This is a genomic window from Pseudomonas sp. H1_G08 (genome assembly GCF_054681355.1).
In genome coordinates, this window is sequence record NZ_CP162822.1 from 1,883,150 (window position 1) to 1,903,310 (window position 20,161).

17 protein-coding genes and 1 tRNA gene are annotated in these 20,161 nt (G+C 58.5%); 8 read left to right on the forward strand and 10 right to left on the reverse strand.

Going from position 1 to position 20,161, the window contains the following annotated elements; genetic code table 11:
- Positions 1-3 precede the first annotated feature (3 nt).
- On the reverse strand, positions 4-1,383 hold the full coding sequence (locus AB4N85_RS08635; protein ID WP_252867602.1) for a UDP-glucose dehydrogenase family protein: 1,380 nt from the start codon (positions 1,381-1,383) through the stop codon (positions 4-6).
- A 241-nt stretch (positions 1,384-1,624) separates the two neighbouring features.
- Here AB4N85_RS08635 and AB4N85_RS08640 point away from each other — a divergent pair, with 241 nt between their 5' ends.
- The gene (locus AB4N85_RS08640) at positions 1,625-2,563 is read left to right on the forward strand and encodes a site-specific integrase (protein ID WP_305965242.1); all 939 of its coding nucleotides are present in this window, start codon (positions 1,625-1,627) and stop codon (positions 2,561-2,563) included.
- A 6-nt stretch (positions 2,564-2,569) separates the two neighbouring features.
- Here the strand turns inward: AB4N85_RS08640 and AB4N85_RS08645 are convergent, their stop codons facing one another.
- The 5 genes from AB4N85_RS08645 to AB4N85_RS08665 all read right to left on the reverse strand — a co-directional run bounded on the left by AB4N85_RS08645 (position 2,570) and on the right by AB4N85_RS08665 (position 8,958).
- A complete protein-coding gene (locus tag AB4N85_RS08645; RefSeq protein ID WP_095180019.1) occupies positions 2,570-3,118 on the reverse strand; it encodes a PqiC family protein in 549 nt (182 codons plus the stop codon).
- A gap of 17 nt (positions 3,119-3,135) precedes the next feature.
- A complete protein-coding gene (locus AB4N85_RS08650; protein WP_252876296.1) occupies positions 3,136-4,791 on the reverse strand; it encodes a PqiB family protein in 1,656 nt (551 codons plus the stop codon).
- Between the two features lie 244 nt (positions 4,792-5,035).
- Entirely contained in the window at positions 5,036-6,337 is a 1,302-nt protein-coding gene (locus tag AB4N85_RS08655; protein ID WP_252867603.1) for an NAD(P)/FAD-dependent oxidoreductase, read from the reverse strand.
- Positions 6,334-7,422 carry a polyamine ABC transporter substrate-binding protein gene (locus tag AB4N85_RS08660; RefSeq protein WP_252867604.1) on the reverse strand — a complete coding sequence of 363 codons (1,089 nt, stop codon included), beginning with the start codon at positions 7,420-7,422 and terminating at the stop codon, positions 6,334-6,336. Before AB4N85_RS08660 ends, AB4N85_RS08655 begins: the two co-directional genes overlap by 4 nt.
- Before the next feature lie 177 nt (positions 7,423-7,599).
- Complete coding sequence (locus tag AB4N85_RS08665) at positions 7,600-8,958, reverse strand: glutamine synthetase family protein (protein WP_016774729.1); 1,359 nt, start codon at positions 8,956-8,958, stop codon at positions 7,600-7,602.
- 162 nt (positions 8,959-9,120) lie between these two features.
- Between AB4N85_RS08665 and AB4N85_RS08670 the strand changes: the two genes are divergently transcribed.
- From AB4N85_RS08670 to AB4N85_RS08690, 5 genes are all read left to right on the forward strand, one after another.
- Positions 9,121-10,017 (forward strand): helix-turn-helix domain-containing protein, encoded by an 897-nt coding sequence (locus AB4N85_RS08670; protein WP_252867605.1) that lies wholly within the window; start codon positions 9,121-9,123, stop codon positions 10,015-10,017.
- A gap of 81 nt (positions 10,018-10,098) precedes the next feature.
- Positions 10,099-10,608 (forward strand): sigma-70 family RNA polymerase sigma factor, encoded by a 510-nt coding sequence (locus tag AB4N85_RS08675; protein ID WP_056786013.1) that lies wholly within the window; start codon positions 10,099-10,101, stop codon positions 10,606-10,608.
- Entirely contained in the window at positions 10,608-11,558 is a 951-nt protein-coding gene (locus AB4N85_RS08680; protein ID WP_252867606.1) for a FecR domain-containing protein, read from the forward strand. The genes AB4N85_RS08675 and AB4N85_RS08680 overlap by 1 nt, the downstream gene beginning before the upstream one ends.
- Before the next feature lie 67 nt (positions 11,559-11,625).
- Positions 11,626-14,028, forward strand: coding sequence for a TonB-dependent receptor (locus tag AB4N85_RS08685; RefSeq protein WP_252867607.1), 2,403 nt, complete (start codon positions 11,626-11,628; stop codon positions 14,026-14,028).
- 103 nt (positions 14,029-14,131) lie between these two features.
- Positions 14,132-14,647 (forward strand): cupin domain-containing protein, encoded by a 516-nt coding sequence (locus tag AB4N85_RS08690; RefSeq protein ID WP_252867608.1) that lies wholly within the window; start codon positions 14,132-14,134, stop codon positions 14,645-14,647.
- Between the two features lie 191 nt (positions 14,648-14,838).
- Here the strand turns inward: AB4N85_RS08690 and AB4N85_RS08695 are convergent, their stop codons facing one another.
- From AB4N85_RS08695 to AB4N85_RS08710, 4 genes are all read right to left on the reverse strand, one after another.
- Positions 14,839-17,160, reverse strand: coding sequence for a hypothetical protein (locus tag AB4N85_RS08695; RefSeq protein ID WP_252867609.1), 2,322 nt, complete (start codon positions 17,158-17,160; stop codon positions 14,839-14,841).
- Between the two features lie 25 nt (positions 17,161-17,185).
- A tRNA-Lys gene (locus tag AB4N85_RS08700) sits at positions 17,186-17,260 on the reverse strand.
- Between the two features lie 224 nt (positions 17,261-17,484).
- Positions 17,485-18,198, reverse strand: a complete 714-nt coding sequence (locus AB4N85_RS08705; RefSeq protein ID WP_150635243.1) for a nuclease domain-containing protein — start codon at positions 18,196-18,198, stop codon at positions 17,485-17,487.
- Positions 18,092-18,349 carry a DUF2357 domain-containing protein gene (locus AB4N85_RS08710; RefSeq protein WP_191636956.1) on the reverse strand — a complete coding sequence of 86 codons (258 nt, stop codon included), beginning with the start codon at positions 18,347-18,349 and terminating at the stop codon, positions 18,092-18,094. Before AB4N85_RS08710 ends, AB4N85_RS08705 begins: the two co-directional genes overlap by 107 nt.
- 221 nt (positions 18,350-18,570) lie before the next feature.
- Here AB4N85_RS08710 and AB4N85_RS08715 point away from each other — a divergent pair, with 221 nt between their 5' ends.
- Positions 18,571-18,912 carry a helix-turn-helix domain-containing protein gene (locus AB4N85_RS08715; RefSeq protein ID WP_159894614.1) on the forward strand — a complete coding sequence of 114 codons (342 nt, stop codon included), beginning with the start codon at positions 18,571-18,573 and terminating at the stop codon, positions 18,910-18,912.
- A 126-nt stretch (positions 18,913-19,038) separates the two neighbouring features.
- Positions 19,039-20,151: a hypothetical protein gene (locus AB4N85_RS08720; protein ID WP_252867610.1), complete on the forward strand. Its 1,113-nt coding sequence runs from the start codon at positions 19,039-19,041 to the stop codon at positions 20,149-20,151.
- The last annotated feature ends 10 nt before the right edge of the window (positions 20,152-20,161 follow it).

Consider the following 20,161-nt stretch of genomic DNA (forward strand, 5'->3'; position numbering starts at 1 on the left):
AGTTCAGGCTACATCAGACGCTGCCGGCCACTGCCGCAAGGTGATCGGCAACTTGCAAGACTCACCGCGCCCCATCGGGAAATACTGAAAGCCATTGCGCGCCAGGCGCTCGGCGTCGTACAGGTTGCGGCCGTCAAAGATCACCGGGCTGTTGAGGCGCTGTTTGATCAGCTCGAAATCCGGGGCCTTGAACTGTTGCCATTCGGTGCAGATGATCAACGCATCGGCGCCGGCCAGTACCGATTCCGGCGTGCCCATCAGCATCAGTTTTGATTCGTTTGGATAGAGATTCTGGGTTTCCACCATGGCTTCTGGATCAAACGCGCGCACGCTGGCCCCGGCAGCCCATAAATCTTCTAGCAGAACCCGGCTCGGCGCGTCGCGCATGTCGTCGGTGTTGGGTTTGAACGCCAGGCCCCACAGGGCAAAGGTCTTGCCGCGCAAATCGCCCCGGTAGAACGCGTTGATGCGCTCGAACAGCTTGTGCTTCTGGCGCTGGTTGATCGCCTCCACCGCTTGCAGCAAGTCGCTGGAACAGTGCGCTTGTTCGGCACTGTGAATCAACGCGCGCATGTCTTTGGGAAAACACGAACCGCCGTAGCCGCAACCCGGGTAGATAAAGTGATAGCCAATCCGCGTATCGGCACCGATGCCCTGGCGCACTGATTCGATGTCCGCGCCGAGGTGCTCGGCGAGTTCGGCGATCTGGTTGATGAAGCTGATCTTGGTCGCCAGCATGCAGTTGGCGGCGTATTTGGTCAGCTCGGCACTGCGCAAGTCCATGAACAGGATGCGGTCATGGTTGCGGTTGAACGGCGCGTACAGATCGCGCATCACATCGCGCACTTCAGTGCCTTCGCAACCAATGACGATGCGATCCGGTCGCCGGCAATCAGCAACCGCTGAACCTTCCTTCAGAAATTCCGGGTTGGAGACAATATCGAATTGCAGCAGGCGGCCAATCCTGATCAGGGCCTTTTCGATGTGGCTGCGCAAAGCGTCGCCCGTGCCCACCGGCACCGTGGACTTTTCCACCACGATCAATGGCTGCTCGCGATGCCGGGCAATCGCGTCGCCAACCGACAGGACGTAGCGCAGATCCGCCGAACCATCCTCGCGTGACGGCGTGCCCACCGCGATGAACGCCACACGCCCATGCAACACCGCGAGTCGCTCATCAGTGGTGAATTGCAGGCGTTTCGAATCCAGGCCTTCACGCACCAGACTGGCCAGCCCCGGCTCGTAAATACTGACGTGCCCCTGGCCCAACTGCTCGATCTTCTGCGCGTCGACATCCATGCACACGACCTCGTGACCGACCTCGGCCAGCACCGCCGTCTGCACCAGACCGACATAACCACTGCCAAACACCGTGATCTTCATGCCGCACTCCTGCTCGCAGTTCCCTGCACTGAACATAAGAGCGCGATGTTTCAGTTCGCCTACTGCTGAAGAACCAGCAAACAGACCGTTCGGGGAATGCCCGATTGACTTTTACCGCCTCGAACGGCAGGTTGTCGGCCTTTCGCGGTAACCCTTGTCATCGAGTCATGCCGTTTTTTGCGTTTCATTTCATGCATTTATTGTTTTTGTTGAATCGTTTTTTATTTCAAGGCCGTTTCGTTTGAGTGATTTGTCGAGTACCCAACCTGCACCGTCCAACAACAATCCGCTGACCGTTTACCTGGCGCGACTGGCACCTTCCAGCCAGTTGACCATGCGTTATGTGCTGCAAGACGCCGCTGACCGCCTCGGTTTCGAGGACGTCGATATCGAAGAAATCCCCTGGCACGGCCTGCAACCGGAAGACGTGGTGGCGCTGGTCGCCGCTTTGCGTGCCGATGGTTATGCACCGAACACCTCGTCGCTGTACGTGAACGCCGTACGCGGGGTGATGAACGAGGCGTGGCGCATGAGCCTGATCAGCCAGGATCACCTGTTGAAGATGCGGTCGGTCAAGGGTATAGCCGGCACACGGCTGTCCCAGGGGCGCAACCTCAAGCGCACGCTGATTCATGAACTGATGGAAGTCTGCGCTGCCGACCCGCGCCCGCAGGGCCTGCGTGATGCGGCGGTGATTGCGCTGCTGTACGGCACCGGCATGCGCAAGTCGGAATCGGTGGATCTGGATCTGAGCCAGGTCGACTTTCACGAACGCAGCCTGACGGTGACCGGCAAGGGCAACAAACAGTTGATCAAGTACGCGCCGGCCTGGGCCTTTGCCAAGCTCGACGCCTGGCTGGAACTGCGTCGTTCACAGCTCAAGGAAGGCGAGAGCGACGATGCGTTTCTGTTCAACCGTATTCGCCGGGGCAGCCACATCACCCGCGAGCGCATCACCAAACACGCGATTTACTACATTGCCCGCCAGCGCGGTACGCAGGTCGGGGTGAAAATCATGCCCCATGACTTCCGTCGTTCATTCATCACCCGGGTGATCGAAGAGCACGACCTGTCGATCGCACAGAAACTGGCGCATCACAGCAATATCCAGACGACTGCCAACTACGATGTGCGCGATGACAACGAGCGGCGGCGGGCGGTGGATCGCTTCGATTTGTAAACGGTGTCAGGTCTGCGGCGGGCAGCGCGAGCCGCTGGCACCCTGCGCGATGTGCGCAGCGAGGCGTTTGATGTTGTTCTGTTGCGCGGTTACCAGTTCGTCGATGCTCGGCCCTGAAGGCGTCTGCAACACCGAGCGACAGCTCAGCAGGGCCGCGTCCGCCGCACCTAATGGGCGCACTCGCCATTTCACGTCGATCAAGGCGTACTGACCGGGAATCGAATCGAAGCGCTGCACGTCGATTCGCACGGAAGCGCGCTGCTGGCCGACGCCGCCGCTCAATTGATCGACCAGCGCACCGCGCAACTCATCGGCAAGGGTGGCGCTCCACCAATCGGTATCCAGGATGGCCACGCCGCTGTTGCCTTGGCGAATCACGATCTGCGCGCGATCGACCTGCGGCGGCACACTGATGCTTTCGATGGCGATGTCGGCGCCGTTGCGGCTGGCACCCGGTTGCGCCGGGGTCAGCGTATGGAAGCTGATCGGGTCGCTACGGCACGCGGCCAGCAGCACGAGCGCAGCGAGCAGGGAGATCTTCAACGGTAAAACCATGGATGCAGCTCCTGTGCTCAATTGCGTGGCGGTCCTTTGAGGTCCAGCGGCGCGGCGTTGTCGGGGCGTCCGCGAATCAGCGACTCAGGGTGGCGACCGAGGTAATCCGACAGCTCTCGCAACGAGCGCGACATGCGCCCGAGTTCGTCGAGGGTTTCGGTCAACTGCTCACGTTGCGGTGAATCCTCGGCCAGGGTCGAATTGGCGGACTGCAAGGTCTTGCTGACGTCGGCGAGGGTGCTCTGTACACCCGGCAGAGTCCTGGCGTTGAACTGCTTCAGGCCCTTGCGCAGCTCGACCAGATTGCCGTCGAGGTTGCTGGCGATGCGTTCAACCGGCAATGCGTTGATCTTGTTGACCATCGCCTCGAGTTTTTCCTGCAATTGCTCGAGGCTGCCAGGGACGGTCGGAATGGTCACCGGCCGTGCCGTAGGGTCAAAAGCGACTTTCGGCGCTTTGGGGTAGAAATCCAGGGAGATATACAACTGACCGGTGAGCAGGTTGCCGTTGCGGGCCTGGGCGCGAAGGCCGTTTTCGATGAACGTGCCGATCAGGCGCGCGCCGGTGGCCTCATCGTTTTCGTCGCCATGGTAAGCCTTGAGCATTTTCGTGTGAGCGCGGCCCAGACGCTGCGGATAGATGACGATGCCGACATTCACCGGGAAGGTGCGCTTGACCTCGTCGAAGTCGAGATTGACTGCCACCACCCGGCCGATTTCAACTCCGAGGAACTCCACCGGCGCGTCAACCTTGAGCCCGCGCAAGGCTTGATCGAAGCGCAGCGCCAGATATTGTGCCTTGCCGTTTGGCGGGGCGAGGGCGGTGGCCTGGTCGGCGAACAGTTCGAAACCCTTGTCTTCACTGGCTGGCGAATCGTTGGGACTGTAATCCGGAGCGCGGAAAGCGATGCCGCCCACCAGCAGGGTCGACAGCGACTCGGTTTTCACCGCAAAGCCGTTGGCACCGACATTGATGTCGATGCCGCTGGCGTTCCAGAAACGGGTGTTTTCGGTGACGTAGGCGTCATTTGGCGAATGCACGAAGACTTCGATGTTGACCCCTTTGCCGTCCTGGTCCAAGGCATAGGACACCACTTGGCCAACCGGGATCTTGCGGTAATAGACGGGGGAGCCGATGTCCAGCGAGCCGAGGTCGGCGGTGTGCAGGGTGAAGCGCTTGCCCGGTTCGCCGTAGGTGATCGGCGGCGGGTTCTCCAGACCCTTGAAGTTTTTTGAGCGGGTATTGGCCTGGCCAATGTCGGCACCGATGTAGTCGCCCGACAGCAATGTGTCGATGCCCGATACCCCGCCGGCGCCGATGCGCGGACGTACCACCCAGAATTGCGAGTCCTCGCGGGTGAAGGCTTCGGCCTGCTTGGCGAGTTTGATCGTGGCGTTGACGTGTTTATGGTCGTTGGCCAGTTCAACATCGGAGACATGGCCGATGACTACGTTGCGGTACCTGACTTCGGTCTTGTTGGCGGTCAGGCCATCGCCGGTCTTGAAGGTGACGGTGATCGTCGGGCCTTCCTGGAGGATGTTGTGAATCACCAGCGAAATGCCCACCAGCACCGCCACGATCGGCACGATCCATACCAGCGAGATACCGAATCGGCGGGTTTTGATCGGCGCCTGACCGGGTGCTCGCGGCTCGTCGCTGGCTGACGACTTCATCCATGTCCTCCTCAATTAATCGGGCACTGAGCGTCAGGAACGCAAAAGCACTTCATCAATATAGAAGTGCTTGGCGATAGAGCAAATGTGTATAGCTGGCGTGGGACGCGATTGCAGTCCAGGAGCTGCCGAAGGTTGCGACCTGATCGTTCCCATGCTCTGCGTGGGAATGCAGCCCGGGACGCTCTGCGTCCCAAGATCGCAGCCTTCGGCAGCTCCTACAGGGGCCAGAGTCGTGGCGGGCTCAGCCGAGCATTTCGCGCAGGCGATACCAGAACATGCCCAGCGCCAACAACGGCGAACGCAACGCCGGGCCGCCGGGGAAGGTCATGTGCGGCACGCTGCTGAACACGTCCATGCCCTGGCTATGCCCGGCGTGAATGGCTTCGCCCAGCAATTTCGCGCACCAATGGGTGACGTTGAGGCCATGGCCGGAATAGCCCTGCGCGTAAAACACGTTCGGGTGCTGTTTGAGCCGGCCAACCTGGGGGAAACGATTGGCGGTAATACCGATCTTCCCGCCCCATTGGTAGTCGATGCGCACGTCGGCCAGTTGCGGGAACACCTTGAGCATTTTCGGTCGCATGTAGGCGGCGATATCCGCCGGATCGCGCCCGGAGTAATGACAAGCACCGCCGAACAGCAGACGTCGATCCGCCGAGAGACGGTAATAATCGAGCCCGACTTTCTGATCGCACAGCGCCAGGTTCTGCGGGATCAACTGCGCGGCGCGAGTTTCGCCCAGCGGCTCGGTGGCGATGATGTAACTGCCGGCGGGCAGCACTTTGCCGCTGAGTTTCGGCTCGAGGTCATCCAGATGCGCGTTGCAGCCAAGCACCAGGCTGCCGGCGCGTACTGAACCGGTGGCGCAGCGCACCTCGACGGTCGGGCCATGGAGGATTTCCAGGACCGGACTCTGCTCGAAGATCCGCACGCCCAGCGACGCGGCGAGACGCGCTTCGCCCTGAACCAGATCAAGCGGATGCAAATGGCCCGAACCCATGTCGATCAATCCGCCGGCGTACACACCGGCGTCGACCACTTGCTGCCGGATCTGTTCCGGCCCGACCAGCCTGGTTTCGTGGGCATAGTCGAGTTCGGCGAGGCTGTCCTGTTCCTGCTTGAACGCGGCGAATTGCGCGGCGGTGTTGGCCAGTTCGCAAAAGCCCCAGCGCAGATCACAGGCGATGGCGTTTTCAGTGATGCGCTGGCGCACCAGCTCCACCGAATCGATGCCGGCGCGCTGCAGATAGCGCACGCCGTCCTGGCCAACGTAGCGAGCGAACCCCTCGACTTCATGGCCGATACCGCGAATCAGCTGACCGCCATTGCGCCCGCTGGCGCCCCAGCCGATACGTCGCGCCTCGAGCAACACCACCGACAGACCGCGCTGCGCGAGCTCAATCGCGGTATTGACGCCAGTGAAGCCGCCACCGATTACGCAGACATCAGCAAGCAAATCACCATCCAGCGCAGGGTAGGGCGTGCTCGCCCGCGCAGAAGCGGCGTAATAAGAGCCGGTGTGTTGTGCGCTGTGCTGATTCATTTGTTCGACTTCACTTTGCTCCACGACCGGGTCATCAGACGCATGATCGCCTGGGGCGGGGTCGAGGAAATGTAGAGTTTGTCGAGCACCGACTGCGGCGGGTAAACCTCAGGATTGTTGACCAAGTCCTGATCCATGAACGGCTTGGCCGCAGGGTTCGGGTTGGCGTAGCCGACGGTGGCGCTGACCTTGGCGATTACTTGCGGATCGAGCAGGTAATTGATGAAGGCGTGCGCCTCTTTGGCGTTGCTCGCGTCGGCCGGAATCGCCAGCAGATCAAACCACAGGTTGGCGCCTTCCTTGGGGATGGCGTAAGCGATATTCACACCGTTCTTGGCTTCCTTGGCGCGGTTGGCCGCCTGGAAGACATCGCCGGAGTAACCGAACGCGACGCAGATGTCGCCATTGGCCAGGTCCGACACGTACTTGGAAGAATGGAAATAGGTGATGTACGGGCGGATGCTCAGGAGCTTGGCTTCAGCCTTTTTGTAGTCTTCAGGGTTTTCACTGCGCGGGTCCATGCCCATGTAGTTGAGGATGGCGGGGAAGACTTCGTCGGCGGAATCCATCATCGACACACCGCACTGGCTCAGCTTCTTCAGATTCTCCGGTTCAAACAACACGGCCCAGGAATCGATGTGGTCGATGCCGAGCACTTGCTTGACCTTGTCGACGTTGTAACCGATGCCGTTGGTGCCCCACAGGTAAGGCACCGAGTGCGCATTTCCGGGATCATTTTTCTCTAGCAATTCAAGCAGTTTCGGGTCCAAGTTCTTCCAGTTTGGTAACTGTGAACGGTCGAGCTTCATAAACGCGCCGGCCTTTACCTGACGGGCGAGGAAGTGGTTGGACGGCACCACCACGTCGTATCCGGTGCGACCGGCGAGGAGTTTGCCTTCAAGGGTTTCGTTGGAGTCGAAGACGTCGTAGATCACCTTGATCCCGGTCTTGCTCTGGAAGTCGGCGAGGGTGGTTTCGCCGATGTAGTCGGTCCAGTTGTAGACACTGACTTGGGGCTCGGCGTGGGCTGCTGCACTGAACAGCACGCTCAGTGCGACCGGGAATACGGATTTCAATAGACGCATATCGACACCTCTTCTTGTAATGATCGTTCCCACGATCTGCGTGGGGATGCCGCAACGGACGCTCCGCGTTCGGCTTTGGATGGGACGCAGAGCGTCCCGGGATGCATTCCCACGCGGGAGCGTGGGAACGATCAAATTCTCAGGCGCTGCACAACTCCCACAGGGACAGCTGCGCGTTCAGACGCTGAGCAGCAGGAACTCACGCTCCCAGGAGCTGATCACGCGCTTGAAGTTTTCATGCTCGGCGCGTTTGACCGCGACATAACCGCGGACGAACTTGCTGCCCAGGTACTCGGCGACCTTCGGGCACTCTTCCATCTGCGTCAGGGCTTCTTCGATGGTGATGGGCAGGCGCAGATTGCGCCGTTCGTAGGCCCGGCCTTCGACCGCCGCGCTCGGCTCGATCTTCTCGACCATGCCGATGTAGCCGCACAGCAGGCTTGCGGCAATCGCCAGATACGGGTTGGCGTCGGCGCCGGGCAAGCGGTTTTCCACGCGCATCGATTCCGGCCCCGATGTCGGCACTCGCAGGCCGACCGTGCGGTTCTCTTCGCCCCATTCGACGTTGACCGGCGCCGAGGTGTCCGGCAGGAAGCGGCGGAACGAATTGACGTTCGGTGCGAACATCGGCAGGACTTTCGGGATGTATTTCTGCAAGCCACCGATGTGATGACGGAACAGCTCGCTCATGTTGCCCTCGGCATCGGCGAAGATCGGCTGGCCCGTCGCGATCTCGACCACGCTCTGGTGCAGGTGCATGGCGCTGCCAGGCTCGTCGCCGATCGGCTTGGCCATGAACGTCGCAGTGACATTGTGCTTGAGCGCCGCCTCGCGCAGGGTGCGCTTGAACACGGTGATCTGGTCGGCCAGATCCAGCGCATCGCCATGACGGAAGTTGATTTCCATCTGCGCCGGGCCGTCTTCGTGGATAAGCGTGTCGAGATCCAGGCCTTGCAGTTCGCACCAGTCGTAGACGTCTTCGAACAACGGATCGAATTCGTTGGCGGCATCGATCGAGAATGACTGGCGACCGCTTTCCGCACGGCCCGACCGGCCAAGCGGTGCCTTGAGCGGCAGGTCCGGATCTTCACAACGCTGGGTCAGGTAGAACTCCATTTCCGGCGCGACAATCGGCTTCCAGCCCTTGTCGGTGTAGAGCTGCAGGACTTTCTTCAGCACGTTGCGCGGCGACAGTTCGATCGGATTGCCAAACTTGTCGAAGGTGTCGTGGATGACGATGGCGGTCGGCTCGATGGCCCACGGAATGACATACACGGCATCGGAAACCGGCTTGCAGACCATGTCGATGTCGGCCGGATCGAGCAGGTCGTAGTAGATGTCGTCGTCGACAAAATCCCCGGTTACCGTTTGCAGCAGCACGCTCTCCGGCAGGCGCATGCCGCGCTCATGCAGGAACTTGTTGGTCGGTGCAATCTTGCCGCGGGCGATGCCGGTCAGGTCGCTGACCACGCATTCGACTTCGGTAATCTTGTGATCTTTCAGCCAGGTGAACAGCTGATCGAAAGGGGCGTTCATAAAGACCTCGTTATTGGTTTTGTAGACGCCGGGGAGGGCGGGTTTCATCTTCCGCCCCTTCCCCTGTGGCGCGTTGGGGACTATCTTGGGCGCGGCTTGCGATTCCATCTATCCACTTTCAGCAGCACCAAAGCGCACCAAAAGAGTGCGCAGGGTCACCCCATGACAACGTGCAATCCGCTTCAGGTTCAAGCGTTCAATACCGCCGATGTGGCCGAGCAAATCCGCGCTACACCGGGCTGGGTCCAGCATTACCAGCAGATGTCGCCGGGGCATTTCGCCGGGCAGATTCGCTATCTGGATCTGCAGGGCGTCGAGGTTTACGAAGAACAGATGAACACCCGGGTCGAGCAGAATTTCAGTGCGCCATCCGGGGCTCTGGCGTTCTGTTTCGATCGCAGCGACAACGCGCTGTATCTGCTCAACGAAGAGAGCCGCAACATCTGGATCACCCCGGAGAACTACCGGGAAATCGCTGTGGTGTTCGGTCCGGATTTTGTCCGCGAGCACGGTTTGCAAGTGGCAAAGCTCGAAGGTTTGTTCATGGCGCCGCTGAACTGCGGACAGAACGCTTTGTTCAGCGGCTGGCTAAGCTCGATTCTCACGAAGTTGTCGCAAGCTGCTGATCCACTTGATAAAGATCGCCTGACTCGGCAACTGCTCGAGGACTGCCTGTTCATCCTCGACAACGCTCAAACCCGTCTTGATCGTGGAGGATTGCAACAGCGCAACAACGAACGCCAAATCATGAAGCGAGTAGGGGAGTGGGCGGCTGATTCGCCGGAAGACACGGTCAATCTGCTCGAACTTTCCCACGTTGCCGGCGTACCCCTGCGCCAGTTGCAGCAAGCTTTCAAGGCCTACACCGGGATGACCCCGAGCCACTGGTTACGCCTGAGGCGGCTGAACAGTGCGCACCGTGAATTGCTCAAGCGCAGGCCCACGGAAACCACCGTTGCCGAAGTGGCGATGCGCTGGTCGTTCTGGCATCTGGGGCGGTTTTCCAGCAGTTACCGCGCGCTTTTCAAGGAGCTGCCGAGCGAAACGCTCAAGCGCTGAGCAGAAAAAGGCTTTGTGTCCTCGCAGAAGTTAAATAGAATCAGTCTCATTTGAATCTACCTTCGCGCAGGGTCTCTTGAGATGATTGAAGCCACGTCACCGTCGGAGCAAAGCCTGCAGCAGTTGTACCGCGAGCATCGCGGCTGGCTGGAAACATGGCTGCGCCGGCGCATGGGCAATGCGTGGGATGCGGCGGACCTCAGTCAAGACACCTTTGTCCGCGTCCTGTGCAACGCGCCGCCACTGGCTGAATTGCGCGAGCCGCGCGCTTATCTGCTCACCGTCGGCAAACGGCTACTGAGCAATTTCTACACGCGGCGCCATCTGGAAAAAGCCTACCTCGATGCCCTGGCGCAATTGCCGGAAGCGTGCGCACCGTCGCCGGAGCAGCGCTGGTTGCTGCTGGAAACCTTGCAGGCGCTGGATGAATTGCTCGATGGCTTGCCGCGCCCCGTGCGCCGGGCATTTCTTTGGAGTCAACTCGAGGGCCTCGGCTACCGCGAGATTGCCGAGCGCTTGCAGGTTTCCGAGCGCACGGTGAAACGTTACATGGCCCAGGCGTACGAGCATTGTTTGCTGGTGGATCTCTGATGCGCGTTGCACCCAATGATGAAATGCGGGAAGTGGCGCGGGCAGCGGCGCACTGGCTGGCACTGCTCGAGTCCGGTGGTGCCAGCGAGGAAGATCACGCCCGATTGCAGCATTGGCGCGCCAGTGACAGTCGCCACGAGAACGCGTGGCAGAAAATCCAGCAGCTTCGCCAGCGTTTCGCAGGTTTGCCGCCGACGCTGGCCATGGCCACGCTGGATCGGCCGGATCCGGCGCGGCGCGCTGCTCTCAAGCGTGCCTTGGGCGTGGCGGCGCTGGTGCCGGCGGCGTGGTTGATCAGTCGGGAGCTGCCGCTGGAGGTCTGGCGCGCCGACCTGCACACCAGCACTGGCGAGCGGCGCAAAGTGCAGTTGGCCCAGGATTATTCATTGCAACTCAACACCGACAGCGCGGTTAATGTCGATCTGGCGGCACGTCAGTTGACGCTGATTCGTGGCGAGATGGCGCTCAACGTCGCGGGCGATTCAGCCTTTATCGTCAACGCGCCTTATGGGCGGATGATCGTCAATCACAGCGACATCTCGGTGCGCCTCAATGCCCGCGATTGCCAGGTCTGCGTGCTCCGTGGTTCGGTGCAATTGCAGCCGCTGCACGGCCCGGCGCTGGTATTGCAGCAGGGCCAGCAAGTCAGCCTGCAAGCTTCGGGCGCCGGGGCGGTGACGGCGTTCGATGCGTTGATGCCCGGGTGGCGCGACGGTGTGGTGATGGCGCAAAACCAGCCGCTGGGTGATTTCCTCCGCGAGCTGAGTCGCTACCGCTCGGGTGTTCTGCGCTGGGATCCGGCGCTGGAATCGCTGCGCGTCACTGGCAGCTTTCGCCTCGACGATACCGATCAAGTGCTGGCACTGCTGGCAGCCAGTTTGCCCGTCGATGTGCATACGCGAACGCGATTTTGGGTGTCACTGGTACCGCGTGCAGAAAAAACTGGCTGAAGCCTGTCCCTTTTTTTCGCCTCACTGGTCATTCCAGGCAAGTGAACAAAATCGAGAGCTTCTTCCAATGCCCGCAGTATTTCCAGGTCGTTTGCGTCCGTTGTTGCAGTTGAGCCTTTTGCTGAGCCTGAGTGCCAGCCCCATGTTGATCCAATCGAGCTGGGCCGACGATGGCAGTCGCCGCAGTTATCAGGTGCCGGCCGGTAGTCTGAGTACAGCGCTGACGCGCTTCGCCGGTCTCGCCGGCGTCAATCTTTCGGTGGATCCGGCACTGGTCAGCGGCCGCAACAGCAATGGTTTGTCCGGTGAATATGGCGTGGAGGAGGGGTTCAGCCGGTTGTTGCTGGGTTCCGGTTTGCAGCTGCAACCGGTCGGCGATCAGGCTTATACGCTGGTGCCCGCAGCGCAAGGCAGCACCTTGCAACTTGCGCCGACATCGATTCTCGGCGCGAGCGGTTCAGCCGATGCCGACGTGTTTGCTGGCGGTCAGGTCGCGCGGCGTGGCTCGCAAGGGTTGTTGGGTTCCAGGGATTTCATGGAAACCCCGTTCAGCATGACCACCTACACCAGCGAAACGGTGAAAAACCAACAGGCGCGCACGCTCGGCGATCTGATCAGTACCGACCCTTCGGTACGCGCCACCAACCCTGCCGGTGGCCGCTATGAGCAATTCACCATTCGTGGTTTCAGCCTGTTCAACAGTGATGTTGCCTACAACGGCCTCTACGGAATCTTGCCGACTTACACGATTGATATGGAAATGGCCGATCGCGTCGACATCCTCAAAGGCCCGAGCCAATTGATCAACGGGATTTCGCCACGGGGCAGTGTAGGAGGGGGGATCAACGTCGTGCCGAAACGCGCGACCGACAAGCCGATCACCTCGCTGACAGCCAATTACGCCTCGAACAATCAAGTCGGCGGCGCGGTGGATGTCGGACGGCGTTTTGGCGAAGACAATCAATTCGGGGTGCGCTTCAACGGGGTCAAACAGTCCGGCGATACCGAATGGGATCATCAGAGCGTCGATCGCGACATGGCAGTACTCGGTCTGGATTTCCGTGGTGAACGCTTGCGACTTTCCACCGATATCGGCCACACCGAACGCGACACCGACGCACCGCAGGAACGCGTGCAAGTCGCGACCAACGCCAAGGTGCCGAACGCCAATGATGTGCGCGACAACTATGCGCAACCCTGGAGCCGGGCGCGAACCAAAGACACTTTCGGCACGCTCAACGGCGAGTTCGATGTCAGCGATTCGGTCATGCTGTATGGCGGCGTCGGCGCACGCAAAAGCAATCACGACTTCTTGCGCCACGCGGTTTCGGTGACCAATGACGCCGGCGACTTCAGCGTCCAGCCGCGCGACTTCACTCGCGACGAAAACGTTCGCACGGCTACCGCTGGGGTGCGTAACTGGTTCCAGACCGGACCTGTCAGCCATGAAGTGAACCTGGCGGCCAACTACTTTTATATGGACTTCGAAAACGGCGGCGCCCGTTACGCGGCCGGGCGCAGCAATCTCTACGACCCGGTGGAAATAGCCAGACCCGGCACGCCGACCCGCAATGACGCCAAGGTCTACACCGAAAATCGCTTCAGCGGCGTGGCCTTGTCCGACACGCTCGGTTTCTTCGATGATCGACTGCTGCTGACTCTGGGTGCGCGCTGGCAGCGGGTCAAAGTCGATGACTGGAGCGACGGCATCAAGGGCGACACAGCTTACGATGAAGAAAAGGTCTCGCCGTCGGGCGGGATTCTGTTCAAGGCAACCGACAAACTTTCGCTGTACGCCAACTATATGGAAGGCCTCAGCCAAGGCAAAGTCGCGCCATCGACGTCGATCAACGAAGACGAAATCTTCCCTCCATTCATCAGCCGCCAGGTCGAAGTCGGCGCCAAGTACGACGCGGGTGCATACGCGCTGACGGCAGCGGTGTTCCGCATCAAACAACCTGCCTACGAAACCAATGCGACCACACGAGTCTTCGGCCCGAACGGCAAACGCGAAAACAACGGCGTAGAACTGAGCGTGTTTGGCGAACCGCTGAAGGGCTTCCGATTGCTCGGCGGGGTGATGTACATCGATAGCGAACTGACCGATACCACCAACGGTACATTCGACGGCAACCGCGCACCGGCAACACCGAAATACAACGTCAACCTTGGTGCAGAGTGGGACGTGCCGACTGTGCAAGGTTTGGCACTGACCAGTCGTGGAATCTATTCGAGTTCGCAGTATCTGGACCAGGCAAACGGCAAGGAAATCGACTCTTGGGAACGGTTCGATGTAGGCACACGCTATGCTTTCAGGCTGGACGAGAAGACGATCACCTTGCGCGCAAATGTCGAAAACGTGCTGGATAAACGCTATTGGAGCTCGGCGGGTGCATCGGATGATAGTGAGCCGGGGTTGACGCTTTCGACGCCGCGAACGTATCTGCTGTCGGCGACGGTAGACTTCTAATGGAGCAGGGCAAATGCATCGATCGTCGTCGAAAATACGTTAACTACACTAAATGACCGTTTAGTTGAGCTAACAAAAAACCGTACCTGCAACGGAGAAGGCCATGATTCAGCGCAAGCTGAATGCTACAGATGTGATTGCTGCGCTGAATCTACAGCCTCATGTCGAGGGCGGTTATTACCGCAGAACCTATCAAGCCGATCATCGTGACTACCTCGAAACGCAGCGAGGCCCGCGATATCTGCTGACCTCGATCTACTATCTGCTTACTGAGCAATCGCCAGTGGGCCAGTTTCATTTCAACCAGTCCGACATCCTGCATTATTTCCAGTTGGGCGACGCCATCGAATACAACCTGATCCACGCCGACGGCTCATTGCAAACGGTGGTAATGGGCAGCGATGTTTTGGCTGGTCAGCAACTGCAGTTGCACGTACCGGGTGGAATTTGGAAAGCCTCTCGATTACTGGAAGGCTCAAATGGCTTTGGCTTGATCAGCGAAGCGGTTTCGCCAGGATTTGATTTTGCCGATATGGAAATAGGTGATCGAGCAAAATTGACCGCACAGTATCCGCAGCATGGAGCGCTGATTGAAATGCTTACGCGCGGTGAAGATTGAGAGTTGTAGATTGGGACAAATGCAGTTTGCAGGGAAAGCTGGTTTTGAAGCGACCGCGCAGATTCAGATCTCTCGGGCAACCACGCTAACCCTGTAACATCTTGTTACGTGTAATGTATATTATGTTAAATCATGTATGCGAATGGCCTCAGGCTTTAGATATCAGATCTCACCACTCCCAACCTCTCAGTCTAAGCAACGCCATTCGTTTGCTGCTTCAACAACCAATGTCTCTCGGTAGTCCATCCGATAAAAACCTGAGCACCTTCGCTTGCTTGGCGAGCCTCGGTCAACGGTGCGCCAGAAGCCGCTACTCGCAATCCTCTAATCGCCGGCAGAAACCTTTCACGAAATGCACTAGGCTGAATCGCGAAATGAGCTTCGATACGTTCAATCGCGAAACGCATTTCTGCCTCATCTAGCATCGCTAGATAAAAGACCATTTGCCGCCAGGCATAAGCCGTATTTTTGATCACCACCAGGCTGGAGTGATAAAACCGCAACTTCATCTGCTGGCGTACGCATATCCATCTGAAGCATTCCTCGGCCATCGAAGCCAGGCGATACTGCAACAGCGCCTTCAACCCGAGCTCACCAAACAACAGCGCAACGTTTTGCGTCGTCAGGATCTGTTGTTGCTCGATGATTTTCCCGTTAGTCGCCGGTCGCCATGTCCCCAGGCCCGCATCAGCCCGCTGGGAGCACAATCTGGCCAATGCGTCCCTGGAACTAGCGTCAGGTCTGGAGAACCTTTTCCGCCTGGATTTCGGTTGATCAGGAAGCATCGCCAATTGGCTTGCATCAATGTCGTAGTAATTGGCGTATAGCGTGCCACCTGTCAAAGATGCCGCCTGCCTGGCAGCTCTTATGTACTTGTTCGAGAAAGCGCCCATGAAAATGTCCGAGGCGACTTCTTCAACAAAAGGCAGATCCAGCTTGGCCATCGCACCAAGCGCAGCAAATTCCTGAATGAGTTTGTTGGGCAGGATCGCTTGAGGAAAAGCGCAAAGAGTCATCGCTGCGCATTCGATCAGGACCTGTCTGGCTGCGTCAGCGACCACCGCGTCCGTTTCTCGCTGGTCCTCAACAGCCGCCACCCACGGCAATTCATTCATCCTGACCTGACTTTGCAGATCCAACAGCAACAATGAGCGGCGTTGTCGAAAGGCGCGATAGGTTGCTACAGAGAGCATCCGCAGCGACATATCGCGAAATCCTGCACTGCAGATCTCAGCCGTTATCGCTGGCAGCAGCCGCGCTACGGTATCCCCGGATGTAATCAATCCCTTATCGATCAGCTCGGCAATTGTGCCCGTTCGACACCGCTCGACGCGTCGACGAATATCAGTAGGAATGCCGATACCTGTTAACAGCGAATATGCGGTCGCTTCTTCGCAGGTAACGGGTTGCAGCAGAGATGAAAAGTCGGAAACTCCGTCCGAACCGGGATACCTGCTCAGACGTGCGGCAACCGCTTTAGCAAATAGATGGTGCCCGGGTGAGGACACGTGACTGCGTTGAGACTCTCTGTGCTTTTGATGAGATTCGGATTCGGGATGACCATGCTTGCGTACGAAATCGTCGACGATCCTGCGAATTCGTCCGACTTGCCGTCCCGTAAGCGACGCCGCATCGCTAGCGCAACTCCCCAGCAATGCAAACAACTCCCCTGCCCGATCCCTTGAGCTTTCAGCTTCACCTGAAGCGCTGGGGCAAGAAGCATCGAACTGCCGCTTCAGAATATTCGCCTGCTCAAACCAGCCCTCGGGGTACCGGCGACAAGGCCAATCATCCTGATACGTCAAAAGGAAAAGCGACACCGCCGCATCGTAGAGCGGCAAGCGAGTCTCGACGACATGTTTTTGCGCTGCCAGACGCGTCTGTGCTGGGCGGTTTGAAAGCACGGTTCTGACATCACCGACAGTAAAAACCTGCACTTGCCCTGCTGAAAGCGGCGAACCGTCAGAAGCCATCGGAAAGAATCGCAGCTGTTCAAAGAAAGGCGCTATCGCTTCAACCAGGTCCCATGCGTTCTCTGTACGTTGTTGGCCCAGCAACCAGGCCACCGTCAGCAGTGCAGCTTCTTCTGGCACCTCGATTCGATAATCCCCGCTCGCCAGCTTCGTTTGCAGTACCTCAATCCCCTCCTCCGTAAGGTGCCAAGTGTTGAGATCGAGTCGCTCGAAGCCAGGACGGATACCAGGAATCGAAGCAGCCAAATGTCGCTCGTACTCGGTCAGTGCGCCACCGGCCATGTACTGCCCAGTGGCGAAACCTCCCGTGACGACTTCCAGCGTGACCCACTCAGGCACATCCGCGAATGGAGTTCGTGAGCCATACGACGCAGATCCCTGCAATATGTGCTCGATTACATTGCGCCAGCGCTCGATGCGCTTGCTCGTCTGTCCGTTATCGTCGAGGCCCGATGCAGCGAGTGCCCGAGACAGTTGAAAGGCTGCATAGCCGGCACCTATGCCGGCATTCGCATTCGATTCCCTATCGTCCCTGAGCATGAGTCCTTCCGAGCCTGCGATGTTGTGGGTCCGGGGGCTGGATTCGAACCAGCGCCCACCCGGTTAAGAGCCGAGTGTTCTACCGCTGAACTACCCCGGAACAGAGCGCGGATTGTCCACCAGCGCTGAACGATTGTGAAGATCGAAAACATTGCCGCTTGTGAACCTGAACGTAATCAGGTGATCTCGGGAAGAGTCGTCAAGACCAGCGCAGTTCGATCGAGTCCTTTGCACCGGCGTCGCGAACCAATACGCCTGGAGCCCGACGCCTTTATTTCGGGTTGCGGGATTGTCAGCGAGTTTAGCGCTACTGTGCGTAATCGATTACTTCGCCGTTCCAATAGCAATTGTACGGGCTGGAGCGGCCGCGATTGGTATTGCACTCAGAATTCGTTTGAGTTCGATCCCCAGTGCCTCCCCTTCTGATTCTGCACTGATTTGCCAGGCTCCGACCCCATAGTCCGCATGATAGGTCGGGCTGATAAGCGCCGTTACTTTGTCTGCCCTAGGTATCAGCAGCAATGAAACGTCAGGCTTGATGCCCTTCCACTGGAGACTGTCGTGATAAATGTGCGCTGACTCCATTGCATCCAGGAGGCTGGCGCGGGCGCTGCGATACTTCGCATCGAAAACCAAGAAGCGCTTCGTCGAAGGCGAGTCCAACGTCACGACGATGTCCGGATATCGCTCTCGCGATAAGCTTTGAAAACCGCGATGCGCAGGTTGATCAATCGCTGGGCATCGGACTTGGTAACATGCCTCAACGGTCACATCAGCCGCTATTCCCCGCCACACGATTTCTTTTAAACCCATCGATCGATATTCACGACTCCAGACGAGTTCAGGAAACTGACGTTGCAGCTGTGAGACTACAGTTACAAAGCACCACCGCTCATAAACCTCCCATGTTGGGCTGACCCACAGCGTCTCATCAGGATCCTTTCCCAACCAACCTGAACGCAACGCGTACCAACCAAACCGATAAGCTCGCGCGTATGCAGACGGATGCGGAGTCCAACCGCTTGACCGTGTGCGCACTCACCGACGTGCGATCACTCTTCAAGGTTGTTAACGGCCGCTGAGATATCTGTTTGAGCGCGCGGTGAAACCGATCCCCATAGCGCCTCAGCCTCGCAAACCAAGTCGTTGGCTGGCGCTCAGGCCATAATCGCTCGAACCAGACAATCACCTTGGCCGGACACCTACCTGAGCTCTCAGTCGGCAAAGTTCATATCACTGCACATGAGTTCGTCTTTAGCATGGCCGAGAGCAATCGTTGGCGCGCTGCCATGTGCCTCTCACCACACTCGATTCGCTCTTGGGGGCTTCACCCGCCTTAAACCCGGAGAGGCTGCGGACTTCTGAAGCTTTCGATGCCTCTCCGAGTAAAGGACGAAGAAAGATATGGAAATGCATGGCATCAAAAGCTACGGCGAGAGACTTCAGTTCGCATATACCCTTCGTGGGTTTCCAAAACTCTACGCGCTGTCACACCGAATCGGTGTGACGGACAGCGCTCTTAGTCGGTGGTTTCGTTCAGAGCCAATCAGTATGGAGAACTTCGCCAAGCTGTGCGTCGAGTTGAACGTCAATGCCGATTGGCTTCTGCTCGGCCGTGGACAGCATACGCTCGGCGCCATGCATGACGCGCCGCATCGCAAAGCGCTCGCGGACGTGATTGAAAGAATGGCCGACAACGACGTTCGTAACCTTGCCAAGTTTCTTGATGAAGTGACCACTCCAGCACCTTGAGCGCCGCGCAATATTTTCAGGGCGATTCGTGAGCCCTGCTCAACCGACTGAGCTTCACGAAGGGTCCGATATTGATAACTTCTAGATGCCCGAGCAATGACGCCTGGGTATGAGCTGGAGATCATCATGTGCACTAAGGAATCTGCAAAAGCTGATGTAGAAGTGAAGTTCGAGTCCCAGAAAACGTTCAGCCTTTTCGGTCGGAACATCTCAACTTGCCAAGCGGCCCTGGGGGCTGGTGCTCACGTGCAAGTCACCAACACAGAAGGCCTGAACTACCATCTGAATGTTTTCGCGAAATGCGAGTGCGACGGGCTTCTGAAGAGGCTCAACGTGGCAATCGATAAGTCCATAGGTAACCCTCCCGAAGGCTTGCGTGACGTCCCTTTCACTATCGACCGCACTTCCCATCCCGACTGGCGCTCTCGTCAAGCCTATCTTCGCGATGGTGTGGGATTTACGAGCAGGATCATCACCTGCGCATGGCCTGCCCTTGCGCCGCCTAAGCTGGGCAGCGTGGTAACCGGTGGAACTACGACGACAATCGACGCCACAGCCATCGACTCGCAGTTGGTTTATGCCATGACCGATGCTACCCCGGAGCAGGTCAGCGCATACTCTCACCTGAACCTCTACGCACAGGGGGCTGCGCGTGCTGTCCTGAAAAGCAAGGGCGTGGACATCACCAATACGGACTATCTGCAGACGAAGCAATGGTTCGATGCTGTGGTTTACCAACTGACCGATCTGGGCTTCACCGTGAAGGCAGCGAGCGGCGGCCAGGTCAGGCAGGATGTCTCTTCTGGTGACGTGGACATCGGTAGTTTGCTGACCACCATCGTTGGCACGTATCTGGGAGCGACGGAACTCGAGAGTTTCAAGCAGCTCGCGACGCTCTTGGCCAAGGATCCCAACGATTCGGGCACCCACGACTTCATGACCTTCTGGTGGAACAAGGCCAGCACTAAGGACGGCCGCACGACTGTCGCCTTTGGCCCCATCAAGAACGACCAGGGCATGGCTTCGGTGACGGTGGTTTACCTCGTGTTGGATGTGGAATTCACAGACTGGCACTCATTGTTTGTCAGCTACCACCATGAAGGTGTAATGATCCGCAGCGCTGCCATTACCCTGGATCTCGACATGGAGGTCTACAGCAACAATGAAAAAGCAATCTTCGACGCCATCTCTGGCGCAGTGGCCAATCACATCAAGACTCAGGAACTGAGTTTCGACTGATAGCCCATAA